We start from the raw sequence: 13,580 nt of genomic DNA, 5'->3' as shown, positions 1-13,580 counted from the left end.
TGGACGATGGCAGCAACGTGTCGCAGTTCACGACGAAGGAGACAGGTGGCCGAGTTCGTCGCAGCTATCGATCAAGGCACCACCAGCACCCGCTGCATGATCTTCGATCACGACGGCGCCGAGGTCGCACGTCACCAGCTCGAGCACGAGCAGATCCTGCCCCGGGCCGGCTGGGTCGAGCACAACCCGATCGAGATCTGGGAACGGACCTCGTCGGTGTTGATGTCGGTGCTGAACACCGCGAAGTTTTCGACGAAAGACATTGCTGCGCTGGGTATTACGAACCAGCGCGAGACGACGCTGGTGTGGAACCGGAAGACGGGCCGGCCGTATTACAACGCGATCGTGTGGCAGGACACCCGCACCGACCGGATCGCGTCGGCGCTGGACCGCGACGGGCATGGCGAGGTGATCCGGCGCAAGGCAGGCCTGCCGCCGGCGACCTATTTCTCCGGCGGCAAGCTGCAATGGATCCTGGAGAACGTCGACGGGGTGCGCGCGGCGGCCGAAAACGGTGACGCCCTGTTCGGCACCCCGGACACCTGGGTGTTGTGGAACCTGACCGGCGGTCCGCGGGGCGGGGTGCATGTCACCGACGTGACCAATGCCAGCCGGACCATGCTGATGAACCTGGAAACGCTGGACTGGGACGACGAGCTGTTGTCCTTGTTTTCGATTCCGCGCGCGATGCTGCCGGCGATCGCGTCGTCGTCGCCGACGCAGCCTTACGGCGTCACCTCGACGGACGGACCGTTCGGCGCCGAGGTGCCGATCGCCGGAGTTCTGGGTGACCAGCACGCCGCGATGGTCGGGCAGGTGTGTCTGTCCGCGGGGGAGGCGAAAAACACCTACGGCACCGGCAATTTCCTGCTGCTCAACACCGGCGAGAACATCGTGCGGTCCGACAACGGGCTGCTCACCACGGTCTGTTACCAGTTCGGGGACGCCAAACCGGTCTACGCGCTGGAGGGTTCGATCGCGGTCACCGGCTCGGCGGTGCAGTGGCTGCGCGATCAGCTGGGCATCATCAGCGGGGCCGCGCAAAGCGAATGGCTGGCCCGCGAGGTTCCCGACAACGGCGGGGTGTATTTCGTCCCCGCGTTTTCCGGGCTGTTCGCCCCGTACTGGCGATCCGACGCGCGCGGCGCGATCGTCGGGCTGTCGCGGTACAACACCAACGCGCATCTGGCCCGCGCGACGCTGGAGGCGATCTGCTACCAGAGCCGCGACGTGGTGGACGCGATGGAAGCGGATTCCGGTGTGCGCCTTGAGGTGCTGAAAGTCGACGGCGGCATCACCGGCAACGAGTTGTGTATGCAGATCCAGGCCGACGTGCTCGGCGTGGACGTGGTGCGGCCGGTGGTCGCCGAGACCACCGCGCTGGGTGCGGCCTATGCGGCCGGGTTGGCGGTCGGGTTCTGGGCCGATCCGTCCGACCTGCGGGCCAACTGGCAGGAAGACAAGCGGTGGACACCGAAGTGGGACGACGACACCCGCGCGCAGGGATATGCGGGGTGGCGCAAGGCGGTCCAGCGCACGCTGGATTGGGTCGACGTCACGTAGCGAAATGCCCGCCGGCGCCGGGCCGACGGGCACTTCTTGGCTAGCCGGTCAGTCCTCGCCGAGGATGCCGTAGACCTCGCGGCGCGCATTGTTGAGAATCTCGATGATGCGCTGCTGCTGCTCGGCGGTGGCGGTGTGCGCGGATTGCGCGACCGCCCCGAACAGCTGACCGATGGCCGACCGCAGGTTCATCTGACCGGGGTCCGCGCCCTCGGCGATCTCGTCCCACGGTGGGGTCTCGACCTTCTCGGCCGCCGCGCGCCCTTCTTCGGTCAGCTCGAAAAGCTTCTTGCTGCCGTCGGTTTCGCTCGCGGTGATCAGGCCCTCGTCGTCGAGTAGCTGCAGCGTCGGGTACACCGAGCCGGGGCTGGGTTTCCAGATTCCATGGCTGCGCTCGGCGATCTGCTGGATCATCTCGTAACCGTGCATCGGCCGCTCGGCGAGCAGTGCCAGGATGGCCGCCCGCACGTCACCGCGCTTGCCGCGGTTGTGGCCGCCGCGACGCCATCCGCCGCGTCGCCCGCCCGCGCCGAAGCCGAACCCGGGGCCGAAGCCCGGCCCGAAGCCGGGGCCGAAGCTTGGACCGAAGCTTGGACCGAAGCCGGGGCCGAAGCCCTGGTCGCCGGCCTGGTCGCGGAGGTTTTCGAAAAATTCGCGGCGGACCTGCCGCCGCGCGCCATGCAGTGCGCGCCGTTGCTCGCGTCCGTGTCCGGGACCGAAGCCGAATCCGATGCCGGGGTGACCGGTGAATGGTCCCTCGGGGGGAGTAAATGGGTTGCTCATTGTTGTAGTCCTCAATGTTCTCGGGGCAGCGCACCGTCCGTGCACTTTCGGAATATCACGATATATCGGAAACGATCGCGATGCAACGGTGGATTTCGTCGGAGCTGGTTTTGCGGGCCTGACCTGCACGAAAGGATCCCCGCCAGGGTTTCGTTTGTCCCGGGTGGGCGACGGGTACGACCTTCGTGATGAACGCAAGGGACTCCAACGTGACGTTCGACCGCGACACCAACAGCACCGAGCCGGGCCGGCACGACAGCGGCCAGAACCCACCCGTGTGGGCGTGGGTGAACTGGGGTTTGGCGCTGTCGACGGTGCCTGCAGCCGCGATCGTGATGCTGTTTGCGCTCGGTGCCGTGATGAGCACCGACGGGTGTACCGGCCACAGCTGTCCCAACCTGGACGACGGCGGCATTGACTTCGGCGCGGCGTTTTATGGGGCGCCGCTGGTGGCTTTCGTCGTCATCCTGGTCACGTTCTTCACGGCCAAGCGCCGCGCCGGCGTCGCCGTGCCGCTGCTCGGCTGGGCTTTGTTGGTCGCCGACGTCGCGCTGATGGCCGCCACTGTCGCGAGCTGACTAGCCCGGTGGCGAGAAGCCGCCCGTTTGCTGTCCCGGCGCCGGTTGGGGCATGGGCGCCGGCGGTGCGACGGGCCCGGGTGCGTGAAACTGCGGTGCGGGCGGCCAGGGTCCGGCGGCCCAGGGGCCGGGCGGTGGGCCCGGTGGCATCGCGGGGCGCAGGCGCGCCAGCTCGCGGCGGTGGCGTTCGGCCAGGACGGCGGCAAGGACCAGCTCGGGTGGGGTGCCCGGCGGAGGCGGCGGCGCGATCCGGGACACCACATCGCCGGCGATGCGGTACGACATCTGCATGCGCAACTGAGGGTCGAGTTGGTATGCCCGGGAAAGGAATTGGCGTGCGACCTCGGCCTGGCCGGCATCGAGGTTAGACAATTGCAGGGAGGCCGCCCACCACGCCAGCGACGGAGGCATCGCGGGCGGCGGCCCCAACCGCGGCCCGCGTTCACTGACGACGACGGTGCCCGCGAAGATGTCGCCGACACGCTTGGCCTTCGACGAGAAAATGCTGCAGATCACGGCCGGGCTCCCGGCGAGCATCCAGATCTCCACCACCGAGGCCAGCGCGCGAAAAAGGGCCTGCCGGAAGCGTTCTGGTCCGCCGTCGTCGGACACCACCCGCAGGCCCATGATGATCTTGCCGACTGACCGTCCGCGGGTCGCCGTTTCGAACGCCATCGGATAGCCGACCATCACCAGGACCGTGAAGATGATCAGGATCGCCCCGCTCAGCGCGCCGTCGAACTGCGTCAGCGTCGCCGCCCACAGCATCAGCCCGACGATGTACAAGAGGAAGATCACCGTGATGTCGATCAGCGCGCTCAGGGCTCGCACCGGCAGCTGGGCGATCTGCACGTCCAGCACCACGGCGTCCCCGGTCACCACCTCCGACATAACACCGAACGGTACAGGTTCGCTGGGCGCGTGACCGGCCGTAGCCGGTGACCCCGAAATTGCCATTAGGCTGCGCACGTGGACGTCGACGCATTCGTGCTGACCCATCGCCCGACCTGGGACCGGCTTGACCAGCTGATCAAGAAGCGCAGGTCGCTGACGGGCGCGGAAGTCGACGAACTCGTCGAGCTGTACCAACGGGTCTCCACCCATCTGTCGATGCTGCGGTCGGCGTCATCGGATTCGCTGATGATCGGTCGGCTGTCGAGTTTGATCGCCCGGGCCCGTTCCGCGGTTACCGGTGCACATGCGCCATTGACCAGCACATTCACCCGGTTCTGGACGGTGTCCTTCCCGGTGACGGCCTACCGTGCCTGGCGGTGGTGGTTGGGCACCGCGGCGGCCTTCCTGGGTGTCGCGGTGGTCATCGCGGCCTGGGTGGCCAACAACCCCGAGGTGCAGGCCGCGATCGGAACCCCCAGCGACATCGACCAGTTGGTCAACCACGACATCGCGTCCTATTACAGCGAACACCCGGCCCTGGCGTTCGCCCTGCACGTCTGGGTGAACAACTCCTGGGTCTCGGCCCAGTGCATCGCGTTTGCGGTGTTGCTGGGGCTGCCGATTCCGTACGTGTTGTTCCAAAACGCCGCCAACCTGGGTTTGATCGCGGGGCTGATGTTCCAGGCCGGCAAGGGCGGCATCCTGCTGGGTTTGCTGCTTCCCCACGGGCTGCTGGAGCTGACCGCGGTCTTCCTGTCCGGGGCGGCGGGGATGCGGCTGGGGTGGTCGGTGATATCGCCCGGCGATCGCCCCCGCGGACAGGTGCTCGCCGAACAGGGCCGGGCCGTCGTCTCAGTGGCGGTGGGGCTGGTAGGTGTGCTGCTGGTGTCGGGGGTGATCGAAGCGATGGTGACACCATCGCCGCTGCCGACGTTTGTCCGCGTCGCTATCGGGATCCTCGCCGAGGCGGCCTTCCTGACGTATGTCATCTACTTCGGGCGTCGGGCCGTAAAAGCCGGGGAGACCGGCGATATCGACGACGCGCCGGACGTGATTCCCACTCGTTGACCGGGAACTACAGCCGCCCAGTCGCTTTCATCGCCAGATACCGGTCGGCCAGCGCGGGCGCCAAATCGTCGGGTGCGGCGTCGACGACTTCCACCCCGCTTTGACGCAGTCGCGTCGCGATCGCGCGGCGGTCGTTGCGGGATCGCTCCGCCGCCGCGGCGTCGTACACCGCCGCCGCATCCGCACGCCCGGCCGCCATTTGGTCGACGCGCGGGTCGGCGACCGCCGCGACCAACAAATGGTGTTTGGACGACAGCTGCGGTAGCACCGGCAGCAGACCCTCGTCGAGCGCGGTGGCGTTGAGGTCGGTCAGCAGCACCACCAGGGATCGCCGGCGGGTTCGCCGCGCGATCGCGGCAACCATTGCGCGCCAATCGGACTCGACAAGTGTCGGTTGCAGCGGGGCCATCGCGTCCACCAACTGAGCGAGCAGTTCGGTGCGCGACGCGCCGAACACGCCGGCCCGGCTCACCCGGTCGTGGGCGAGGAAGTCGACGTGGTCGCCGGCCCGCGACGCGAGCGCGGCCAGCAGTAGTGCGGCATCCATCGACCAGTCCAACCGCGGCCAGCCCGCCGGGTCTGCCGAGGTCGGGTCGACGCCGACGCGGCCCGCCGCCATGCGCCCGGTGTCGAGCACGATCACCACCCGCCGGTCGCGCTCGGGCCGCCAGGTGCGGACCATGACGTCGGCGCGCCGCGCCGACGCCCGCCAGTCGATCGAACGCACGTCGTCGCCGACGACATACTCACGCAGCGAGTCGAATTCAGTTCCCTGGCCGCGTATCAGCGTCGGCAGCAGCCCGTCGATCTCGCGCAACTTGGCCAACCGTGACGGCAGATGCTTGCGCGACAGGAACGGCGGCAGCACCCGGACCTCGCCGGGCACCGGCTGCGAACTCTGCCGCCCCGCCAACCCCAGCGGCCCGATCGATCGCGCGGTGACCACCGCCGCACGCTGGTCGCCACGACGGACCGGTCGCAGGTGAGTCCGGACATGCTGCTGTTGCCCGGCGTCGATCTTGACGGCGTGAATGCGCGGTTCGGCGCGTGCGCTCGGCGGCCACGCATCGCGGATCTGGCCGCGGAAGCGGCGGGAGCCGTCGTTGTGAATCGCCAGGTGCATGTCCACCCGTTGGCCGAGCCGCACCGAGCTGTCCGGCGAACGGACATAACGCAGTCTGCGGGTACTGGCCGCCAGCGCGATATCGATGACCACCACTAACGCCAGCGCCGCCAGCAGCGCCTCGAAAACCCTTGCCGGCCACGGAGAAAGCGCTATCGGAATGATGCAGATCAGCGCCACCAGGCCGGCGCGCCCGGTCAGGATCACTAGCGCGGCACCGGAACCGTCGCCAAGATGCCGTCGAGCACTCCGTCGGGCGTCGCGCCCTCGAGCTCGGCCTCCGGACGGAGCATCACCCGGTGCCGCAGCGTCGGGCGGGCCATCGCCTTCACGTCATCGGGAGTGACGTAGTTGCGACCGGACAGCCACGCCCACGAGCGCGCGGTGCCCAGCAGGGCCGTCGCGCCACGTGGGGACACGCCCAGCTGCAAAGCGGGGGAGGAACGAGTGGCACCGACGATGTCGACGATGTAGCCCAGTACCTCGTCGCCGATCAGAACCTGTTGCACCGCTTGGCGACCGGCCGCCAGCTCGGCGGGTCCGGCCACCGGTTTGATCTCCGAGAGATCGCGGGGGTCGAAGCCGTGCGCGTGCCGCCCGAGGATGGCGATCTCGGCATCGCGCGACGGCAGCGTCACATTCAGTTTGAGCAGGAAGCGGTCGAGCTGGGCCTCGGGAAGCTGGTAGGTGCCCTCGTATTCGATCGGGTTCTGGGTGGCGGCGACGATGAACGGATCCGGCAGTGGCCGGGTTTCGCCGTCCACGCTGACCTGCCGCTCCTCCATGGCTTCGAGCAGCGCGGCCTGCGTTTTGGGTGGGGTGCGGTTGATCTCGTCTGCCAGTAGGAGATTGGTGAATACCGGGCCGGGCCGAAACGCGAACGCGGCGGTGCGCGCGTCGTACACCAATGATCCGGTGACGTCGCCGGGCATCAGGTCCGGCGTGAACTGCACCCGCTTGAATTCCAGTTGCAAAGCCGCGGACAATGCCCGGACGAGCAGCGTCTTCGCTACTCCCGGAACACCTTCCAGTAGCACGTGCCCGCGACACAACAGCGCGATCACCAGGCCGCTGATCACCCCCTCCTGTCCGACGACGGCTTTGGCGAGTTCACCGCGCAACGCCAGCAGCGCATCTCGCGCGGAGTCGGCTTGCGCGGGCTGTGTGGTGGGAGACTGTGTCACGAGTTGGTGACCTGCCTTTCGATTTCGTCGAGCGCACGAGCGAGTTGGAGCAAGTCGTTGTCGGTTCCCGGCGGTGGGCCGAACAGGTGGTAGGAAACGAATCCCGCGTCGACCCCCGTGCGTTGGGCCACGGACATCACCACCGCTTGCGGCTGCGCGCCGGTGCCCAAGCCGAGCCGGGGCAGCAGCCGCTGCAGTGTCGCGGTGCGCAGCGCGGCCGCGGCGCGATCGCGTGCCCGGCGGGATCGGTACAGCCGGCCGCGGCCCTCGACGGTCTCCGAGGCGCGCACCACGACGGGCAAATCCTCGGCCACCAGCGGACCGGGCCGGCGAGCCTTCCACAGGGCAACCAGCAGCACCACGATGCACAGTTGCCAGACGATCCAGTTCACGTTGTCGGGAATCAGATCGAAAATCGATGTGGCGGTGGTGTTTTCACCCTCGACATGATGCGGCGCGTACCAGATCAGGCGGGGCCGGGCGCCCGCGAGATTCATCGCGAGCGCGGCATTGCCCGCCTGCGCCAGGGAGCCGTTGGTCATGAAGTCACTGCTGCCGACCGCGGTGATGGTGCGCCCGTGGTCGCGGAAGCGGATCAGCACCCCGTCGTAGCAGCGGGTGATCACCCGGCTGTCTTTGACGTCGAAGGTGTCGCTCGGGCCGAATCGAACCGATCCGGCTCGAGTGGCTTCGCGCAGCGTGCAATTCGGTTCGCTGTCAAAAGGACTGGCGCCGGAGATGCGAACGCCGGGCAGCAGTGCCTCGCGGGTGCGCGCGGTCGGTTCGATCAGCAGGAAATCGCCGGGCGCCTGGTCCAGCCGCTCCAGCATGTCCTCGGACAGATACTGGCTCTGCGCCACCATGATCAGCGTGTCGGGGCGAGCCGCATGTTCGACGTCGGCGAGACTGTCGGCCACGACAACGTCGACCCCGCCGTCGCGCAGCAGGGTCACCAGCGCGTGAGCGCCGTCGGTTCCGGTGGACTCCGCGTCCATGCGGGCGCCGGGTCGCGGCGCGGTCAGGTAGGCGCCGACCCAGGCGACGAGCGCGAGCGCGACCAGGGTGAGCACTATCGCGCGCCACGATCGCCATCTTCCGGTGGTCGCGACGGCGCGCTGGGATGCGGTGGTGGCCATCACCGCACCTGCGCCCATGATTCGACCGGGGTGGAGTGCCCGGGCACCGAGGCCCCGGCCGGTGCCCGCATCCGCAAATGATCGTCCAGGTCGGCGATCATCTGATAGGCGGACTGGGTCCCGGGTACCTCGCCATAGGTGACATCGTTGAACGCCGTTGCCGCCTTGGACAATTCGTCGCTCAGATGGGGCAACACCTCGCCGGCGTCTCGGGCCAGCTCGTTGGCGGTGCGGCCGGGCGCCGGGTTCAGCACACCGGTCTCTTCGAGCTGGCGGGCGATGGCGCGCAGCCGGTGCCGAATCGCCGCGGTCCAATTCCCTTCAGCTGCATAGCGTTGGGCGGTCTCACGGTGTTGGGCCGCGGTGAGCTGGGCGGCTTCGAACAATTGATAGTCGCCACTGCGCCTGCTGCGCATGGTTCGCCGCGCGATGTGGATGGCGACGATCACGGCGACGACCAGCAGGGTGAGCAGCACCGCCGTGGTCAACCAGCCACCCGGTAGCGACGCGGTCTGCTGCAGCAGCCGGTACAGCAGCTCGTTGACCCAATCGAGCAGCTGTTGTGTCGCGGAGGCCTTGGTATAGATCGGCTTGCTGAGCTCGTCGGTTGCGGCCTGATGCGCGGCATCGCGGTCGATGTCGATGGAAGGCACTGTCGTCCCCGCTCAGCCCGCCAATGGCCGGGTCAGCCAAAGGTTGTCGGTCGAGGCGGCCGCGTACGGTCCGCTCGCCGCACCGGATTGCAGCACCAGATCGAATGCCTCGGCACGGATTCGGCGGTCGGTGTAGAGCAGCACGATGACGCCCGCGTTGAACGGTGCCGTGATGATCTGGCCGATCGCGGATCCGACGGACGTGATCACCGTGCCTACTAGCAGCATTCCGGTGGACGGCATGCCGGCCAGCATCACCTGGCCGACGATGCTGAACGGTGCGCTGATCGCGCCGGAGACCACACCCGCGACGATGAACGTCAGCACCCGGATGCCCAGCACCCGCCAGAAGCCATTACGAAGCAGCGCAAAGGATCTGGTGATCGCGTCGAAGACCGGCAGTCGCTCCAGCACGATCAGCACGGGTGCAAACAGCACGACCATGTACAGGTACACCAGCAACGCGCTCAAAGCGAAGAAGAGCGGGACACCAATCAGCACCGCCGCGGCCCCGTTGCCGATGGCCGCGATCAGCGCGATGACGACCGCGGCCAGCCCGAACAGCACGGCCACGACGGCGGCTTCCAGCAGTGCCAGCCCGAGCAACGGCAGCAGCCGCCCGCGGATCTTGGCCCAGGTTTCGCCGATCGTGATCGGGGATCCGAACACCGCCCGTCCGACGATCACGGTGAGCATTCCGGACAGCAGCATGCTGCCCAGCCAGGTGACCAGCGCGCCGACACCCACCGATCCGAACCACGCGCCGACCACTCCCCAGTTCATGACTTCCGAGGATCGATCGCTGGTGAGCCCGCCGAGCGCCGCGATCGGCCCGACGGTGGCGATCAACGAAACGATCTGCATGACCACGACGACTATCGCGGTCACCCCCAGCGTGGCCTTCGGGTTGGTGCGGATATAGCCGACCGCGCCGTTGAAGATGTCGCTGAGGCTCAACGGCCGCAGCGGGATGATTCCTGGTTTGCTCGCGCCCGGGGCCAGCTGGGGCGGCCCGTACCGCGGGCCGGCTGCTGGGCCGTAGCCGGGTGGCACGCCGAACCCGGGTGGCGGTCCGTACCCGGGTGGCGGTCCGTACCCGGGCGCCGGTCCGTACCCGGGTGGCGGTCCGTACCCGGGCGCCGGGCCGTACCCGGGTGGCGGGCCGTACCCGGGCGCCGGGCCGTACCCAGGCGGGGGGCCGTACCCAGGCGGGGGGCCATATCCGGGCGGTGGACCGGCGTAGGCGGGCGGCGGGCCATAGGCCGGCGGATAGGCGTCGGGCGGGGGCCCGCCCTGTGGAGGGCCAACCGGATAGCCAGGCGGTTGCGCGCTCACCGGGTCCAGCAGCCGTCGTCGTACGTCATGGGCTCCATCCTGTCGACGGTCGGGGCTTTTCTCAATCTCGTCCAGTTTCGGGTCCCGTCCCCGCTGGCCTGCACAGTCTCCGCGCCGTCCGGGGCGTAGCGTCTTTGAGCATGGCGGAACTCAAAGCCCGGCTGCGGGCGGACCTCACCGGGGCGATGAAGACCCAGGATAAGTTGCGGACCGCGACCCTGCGCATGTTGCTGGCCGCTATCCAAACCGAGGAAGTCTCCGGCAAGGAAGCCAGGGAACTCTCCGATGACGAAATCCTGAAGGTATTCGCCCGGGAGTCGCGCAAGCGTGGTGAGGCCGCGGAGATCTACACCCAGAACGGCCGTGGTGAGCTTGCCGCCAACGAGCACGCCGAGGCGCGGATCATCGACGAGTATCTGCCCACCCCGCTCACCGAGGCCGAGTTAGCCGACGTGGTCGACACCGCCATCGCCCAGGTTGCTGAGGCGATCGGCGAGCGCCCCAGCATGAAACAGATGGGGCAGGTCATGAAGGCGGCGACCGCGATCGCGGCCGGAAAGGCCGACGGCTCCCGACTGTCGGCGGCGGTCAAAGACCGGCTTTAGCCGTCGTTTGCGTCCTCGGGCCGGGGGTACCCGGTCTGGCATGACCAAGTTCGGCTACACCTTGATGACCGAGCAGAACGGTCCCAAAGAGCTTGTCGAGTATGGAGTTTCGGCTGAACAGTGCGGGTTCGACTTCGAGGTCTGCAGCGACCACTTCAACCCGTGGCTGATGTCGCAAGGGCACGCGCCCAACGCCTGGGCGGTGCTGGGTGCGGTGGCGCACGCGACCGAGCGGGTCGACCTCTACACCTATGTGACCTGCCCGACGATGCGGTATCACCCGGCGATCGTCGCCCAGCAGGCCGCGACCGTGCAGATTCTCGCCGACGGGCGGTTTACGCTCGGATTGGGCAGCGGAGAGAACCTCAACGAACACGTCGTCGGCAAGGGCTGGCCCACCGTCGAACGCCGCCAGGACATGCTGCGCGAAGCCATCAAAATCATTCGCGAGTTGTTCGGCGGCCGACTGGTGAACTGGCGCGGCGACTACTTCGAGGTGGCCTCCGCGCGATTATGGGATGTTCCCGACGTACCGGTCGGCCTGGGTGTGGCCATCAGCGGCCCAAAGAGTGTCGAGAAATTCGCCAAACTCGCCGACCATCTGATCGCGGTGCAGCCCGACAAGGACCTGGTGGACTCCTGGCACGCCGCCCGGCAGGCCGCCTACGGAGCCGGAGGCGGGCGAGTGGTCGGACAGATACCGGTGTGCTGGGACCCCGACCGGGACGCCGCGATCGAACGCGCGCACGACCAGTTCCGGTGGTTCGGCGGTGGCTGGGCGGTCAACGCCGACCTGCCGACGCCGGCCGGTTTCGCCGGCGCCACCCAATTCGTGCGTCCCGAAGACGTCGCCGATGCCATCCCGTGCGGGCCGGACCTGGACGCGATCGTGGACGCCGTGCGGCCCTACTGGGAAGCCGGCTTCACCGATATCGCGCTGATCCAGATCGGCGGGCAGACACAGGATCTGTTCCTCAAAGAAGCGGCCGAACCATTGCTGACCGCACTGCGGGCGGCATCGTCTTAGACACGCGTTTGATGAGTTCCGGCAAGGGTATTCGGGCGACATCACGCAAGGGAGCCGCCCAGATCGTGAAGGAGAACACGATGGCAAACGAACTGCAAGGCAAGACAATCGCCATCCTGGCGGCTGACGGCGTGGAAAAGGTAGAACTCGAGCAGCCGCGCGTGGTGCTCAAGCAAGCGGGCGCCCGCGTCGAAGTCCTCTCGTTGAAGGCCGGCGAAATCCAGGCGCGCGAACACGACCTCGAACCCGCCGGACGATTCAGCGTCGACCGTGCGGTGTCGGACGCCTCGGTGGAGGAGTTCGACGGACTGGTACTGCCGGGCGGCACGGTGAACCCCGACAAACTCCGGAACGACGCGACGGCGGTCGCGTTCGTTCGCGACTTCGTCGGATCGGGAAAGCCGGTCGCGGCGATCTGCCACGGACCGTGGACGCTGGTCGAGGCCGGGGTCGCGGCCGGGCGGACACTCACCTCCTATCCGAGCATCCGAACCGACCTGCGCAATGCCGGCGCGAACGTCGTCGACGAGGAAGTCGTCGTCGACGGTAACTTGATCACCAGTCGTTCGCCGTCGGACCTGCCGGCGTTCTGCTCGACGATCATCAAGCAATTCGCGCACGCAACAACGAGTTAAGCCTTCGCCGGGTGACGTTGGCGTTTCAACGCAATAGTTTGTGGGCATTATCCACAAACGCCGTGATCGCCACGGTGACCACCCGAAAGGCCCGCCGTTGACGAGCACGTACCCCGTTACCGCCGACGTTTTAGCTGAGCCAACTGTGTACCAGCCTCAAGAGGATTCCCGATTACTGGTCCGCGCAATGCAATACAGCGGATTGATCCCAGGTCGTCGGGTCCTGGATCTGTGTACCGGAAGCGGGTTCGCGGCGATTGCCGCGGCCGAAATGGGTTGTGCCAGTGTGACGGCATTCGATATTTGCCCGCACGCGGTGAACTCCACCCAGGGCAACGCGATCGTAGCGGGAGTCGACATCGACGTTCGGGAAGGCTCGTGGATCGGCGCCCTGAGCTGCGCGCCGTTCGAGGTGGTGGTGGCCAACCCGCCCTACGTGCCGACCCCGCCGCAGGACAACATCGACATGGTATCGCCGGGTGTGGGCCCGTCATGGGCGTGGAATGCCGGCACCGACGGCCGGCGGGTGCTGGACCCGCTTTGCGCATCGGCGTCAAACCTGTTGTGCAACGGCGGGTCCATGCTGCTGGCGCAGTCGGCCTTGGCCGGTATCTATCGTTCGCTGGACTACCTGCGATCCACCGGGTTGGACGCCGAAATCGTTGCCTCCGAACGAATCCCATTCGGCCCGGTGCTTACCCAACGGGCGAGCTGGCTGGAGGAGATCGGCCTGGTGCAGCCCGGCTGCCGGGTAGAGGAGCTGGTGGTGATCCGGGCGGACAAGCGATGACCCGAACCCGGGTGCGCGTGGTACCCAAGGGCCCCGTTCTGGTACCCGGCCCGGTGCGTATCGAGGTCGACGACGGCCGGGTGGTGGAATCCGACCGGTTCATGGTTGCCATCTGCACCTGCGGCCGGAGCAGAGAATACCCGCTGTGCGACACCAGTCACCGGCGCTGCCGGCGCGTCGAAGGCGTTGGCCCAGCGCCTAATTGA

At 67.6% G+C, this 13,580-nt stretch carries 15 protein-coding genes; 8 read left to right on the top strand and 7 right to left on the bottom strand.

All coding sequences use genetic code 11. The features are described 5' to 3' along the window. Positions 1 to 6: 6 nt before the first annotated feature. Entirely contained in the window at positions 7 to 1,563 is a 1,557-nt protein-coding gene (gene glpK, locus BN973_RS00315; RefSeq protein ID WP_051641042.1) for a glycerol kinase GlpK, read from the top strand. Between the two features lie 48 nt (positions 1,564 to 1,611). On the opposite strand, the gene BN973_RS00310 is transcribed toward glpK, so the two are convergent. Continuing rightward, positions 1,612 to 2,346 carry a PadR family transcriptional regulator gene (locus tag BN973_RS00310; RefSeq protein ID WP_036465194.1) on the bottom strand — a complete coding sequence of 245 codons (735 nt, stop codon included), beginning with the start codon at positions 2,344 to 2,346 and terminating at the stop codon, positions 1,612 to 1,614. A gap of 188 nt (positions 2,347 to 2,534) precedes the next feature. Between BN973_RS00310 and BN973_RS00305 the strand changes: the two genes are divergently transcribed. Then, entirely contained in the window at positions 2,535 to 2,924 is a 390-nt protein-coding gene (locus tag BN973_RS00305; RefSeq protein ID WP_036465193.1) for a hypothetical protein, read from the top strand. On the opposite strand, the gene BN973_RS00300 is transcribed toward BN973_RS00305, so the two are convergent. Continuing rightward, positions 2,925 to 3,755, bottom strand: a complete 831-nt coding sequence (locus tag BN973_RS00300; protein WP_330981720.1) for an RDD family protein — start codon at positions 3,753 to 3,755, stop codon at positions 2,925 to 2,927. Between the two features lie 138 nt (positions 3,756 to 3,893). On the opposite strand from BN973_RS00300, the gene BN973_RS00295 reads away from it, so the two are divergent. Beyond that, complete coding sequence (locus BN973_RS00295; protein ID WP_036465191.1) at positions 3,894 to 4,886, top strand: stage II sporulation protein M; 993 nt, start codon at positions 3,894 to 3,896, stop codon at positions 4,884 to 4,886. Positions 4,887 to 4,893: 7 nt separating this feature from the next. On the opposite strand, the gene BN973_RS00290 is transcribed toward BN973_RS00295, so the two are convergent. From BN973_RS00290 to BN973_RS00270, 5 genes are read right to left on the bottom strand one after another with little or no spacing between them, the layout of a single operon-like run. Beyond that, the gene (locus tag BN973_RS00290) at positions 4,894 to 6,216 is read right to left on the bottom strand and encodes a DUF58 domain-containing protein (protein ID WP_036465190.1); all 1,323 of its coding nucleotides are present in this window, start codon (positions 6,214 to 6,216) and stop codon (positions 4,894 to 4,896) included. Next, positions 6,216 to 7,193, bottom strand: coding sequence for an AAA family ATPase (locus BN973_RS00285; RefSeq protein ID WP_036465189.1), 978 nt, complete (start codon positions 7,191 to 7,193; stop codon positions 6,216 to 6,218). Before BN973_RS00285 ends, BN973_RS00290 begins: the two co-directional genes overlap by 1 nt. After that, positions 7,190 to 8,329, bottom strand: a complete 1,140-nt coding sequence (locus BN973_RS00280) for a DUF4350 domain-containing protein (RefSeq protein ID WP_036471870.1) — start codon at positions 8,327 to 8,329, stop codon at positions 7,190 to 7,192. The genes BN973_RS00285 and BN973_RS00280 overlap by 4 nt, the downstream gene beginning before the upstream one ends. Next, positions 8,329 to 8,982, bottom strand: coding sequence for a DUF4129 domain-containing protein (locus BN973_RS00275; RefSeq protein WP_036465188.1), 654 nt, complete (start codon positions 8,980 to 8,982; stop codon positions 8,329 to 8,331). Before BN973_RS00275 ends, BN973_RS00280 begins: the two co-directional genes overlap by 1 nt. 12 nt (positions 8,983 to 8,994) lie before the next feature. Then, the gene (locus tag BN973_RS00270; RefSeq protein ID WP_198048966.1) at positions 8,995 to 10,392 is read right to left on the bottom strand and encodes a hypothetical protein; all 1,398 of its coding nucleotides are present in this window, start codon (positions 10,390 to 10,392) and stop codon (positions 8,995 to 8,997) included. 65 nt (positions 10,393 to 10,457) lie between these two features. Between BN973_RS00270 and BN973_RS00265 the strand changes: the two genes are divergently transcribed. From BN973_RS00265 to BN973_RS30210, 5 genes are all read left to right on the top strand, one after another. Next, positions 10,458 to 10,922 carry a GatB/YqeY domain-containing protein gene (locus BN973_RS00265; protein ID WP_036465186.1) on the top strand — a complete coding sequence of 155 codons (465 nt, stop codon included), beginning with the start codon at positions 10,458 to 10,460 and terminating at the stop codon, positions 10,920 to 10,922. Between the two features lie 40 nt (positions 10,923 to 10,962). Further along, the gene (locus BN973_RS00260) at positions 10,963 to 11,949 is read left to right on the top strand and encodes an LLM class F420-dependent oxidoreductase (RefSeq protein ID WP_036465185.1); all 987 of its coding nucleotides are present in this window, start codon (positions 10,963 to 10,965) and stop codon (positions 11,947 to 11,949) included. 80 nt (positions 11,950 to 12,029) lie between these two features. Next, positions 12,030 to 12,584 carry a type 1 glutamine amidotransferase domain-containing protein gene (locus BN973_RS00255; RefSeq protein ID WP_036471869.1) on the top strand — a complete coding sequence of 185 codons (555 nt, stop codon included), beginning with the start codon at positions 12,030 to 12,032 and terminating at the stop codon, positions 12,582 to 12,584. Between the two features lie 97 nt (positions 12,585 to 12,681). Beyond that, complete coding sequence (locus BN973_RS00250; protein ID WP_036471868.1) at positions 12,682 to 13,374, top strand: HemK2/MTQ2 family protein methyltransferase; 693 nt, start codon at positions 12,682 to 12,684, stop codon at positions 13,372 to 13,374. Beyond that, a complete protein-coding gene (locus BN973_RS30210; protein WP_084163241.1) occupies positions 13,371 to 13,580 on the top strand; it encodes a CDGSH iron-sulfur domain-containing protein in 210 nt (69 codons plus the stop codon). Before BN973_RS00250 ends, BN973_RS30210 begins: the two co-directional genes overlap by 4 nt.

Source organism: Mycobacterium triplex (genome assembly GCF_000689255.1).
Classification (GTDB): Bacteria; Actinomycetota; Actinomycetes; order Mycobacteriales; family Mycobacteriaceae; genus Mycobacterium; species Mycobacterium triplex.
This window is presented reverse-complemented; position numbering and strand designations above follow the sequence as displayed.

What these genes read in the sequence shown, in the direction of transcription:
- glpK (WP_051641042.1), top strand. Translation starts at nt 7, where the DNA reads ATGGCAGCAACGTGTCGCAGTTCACGACGAAGGAGACAGGTGGCCGAG.
- BN973_RS00310 (WP_036465194.1), bottom strand. Translation starts at nt 2,346, where the DNA reads ATGAGCAACCCATTTACTCCCCCCGAGGGACCATTCACCGGTCACCCC.
- BN973_RS00305 (WP_036465193.1), top strand. Translation starts at nt 2,535, where the DNA reads ATGAACGCAAGGGACTCCAACGTGACGTTCGACCGCGACACCAACAGC.
- BN973_RS00280 (WP_036471870.1), bottom strand. Translation starts at nt 8,329, where the DNA reads ATGGCCACCACCGCATCCCAGCGCGCCGTCGCGACCACCGGAAGATGG.
- BN973_RS00265 (WP_036465186.1), top strand. Translation starts at nt 10,458, where the DNA reads ATGGCGGAACTCAAAGCCCGGCTGCGGGCGGACCTCACCGGGGCGATG.
- BN973_RS00260 (WP_036465185.1), top strand. Translation starts at nt 10,963, where the DNA reads ATGACCAAGTTCGGCTACACCTTGATGACCGAGCAGAACGGTCCCAAA.
- BN973_RS00255 (WP_036471869.1), top strand. Translation starts at nt 12,030, where the DNA reads ATGGCAAACGAACTGCAAGGCAAGACAATCGCCATCCTGGCGGCTGAC.
- BN973_RS30210 (WP_084163241.1), top strand. Translation starts at nt 13,371, where the DNA reads ATGACCCGAACCCGGGTGCGCGTGGTACCCAAGGGCCCCGTTCTGGTA.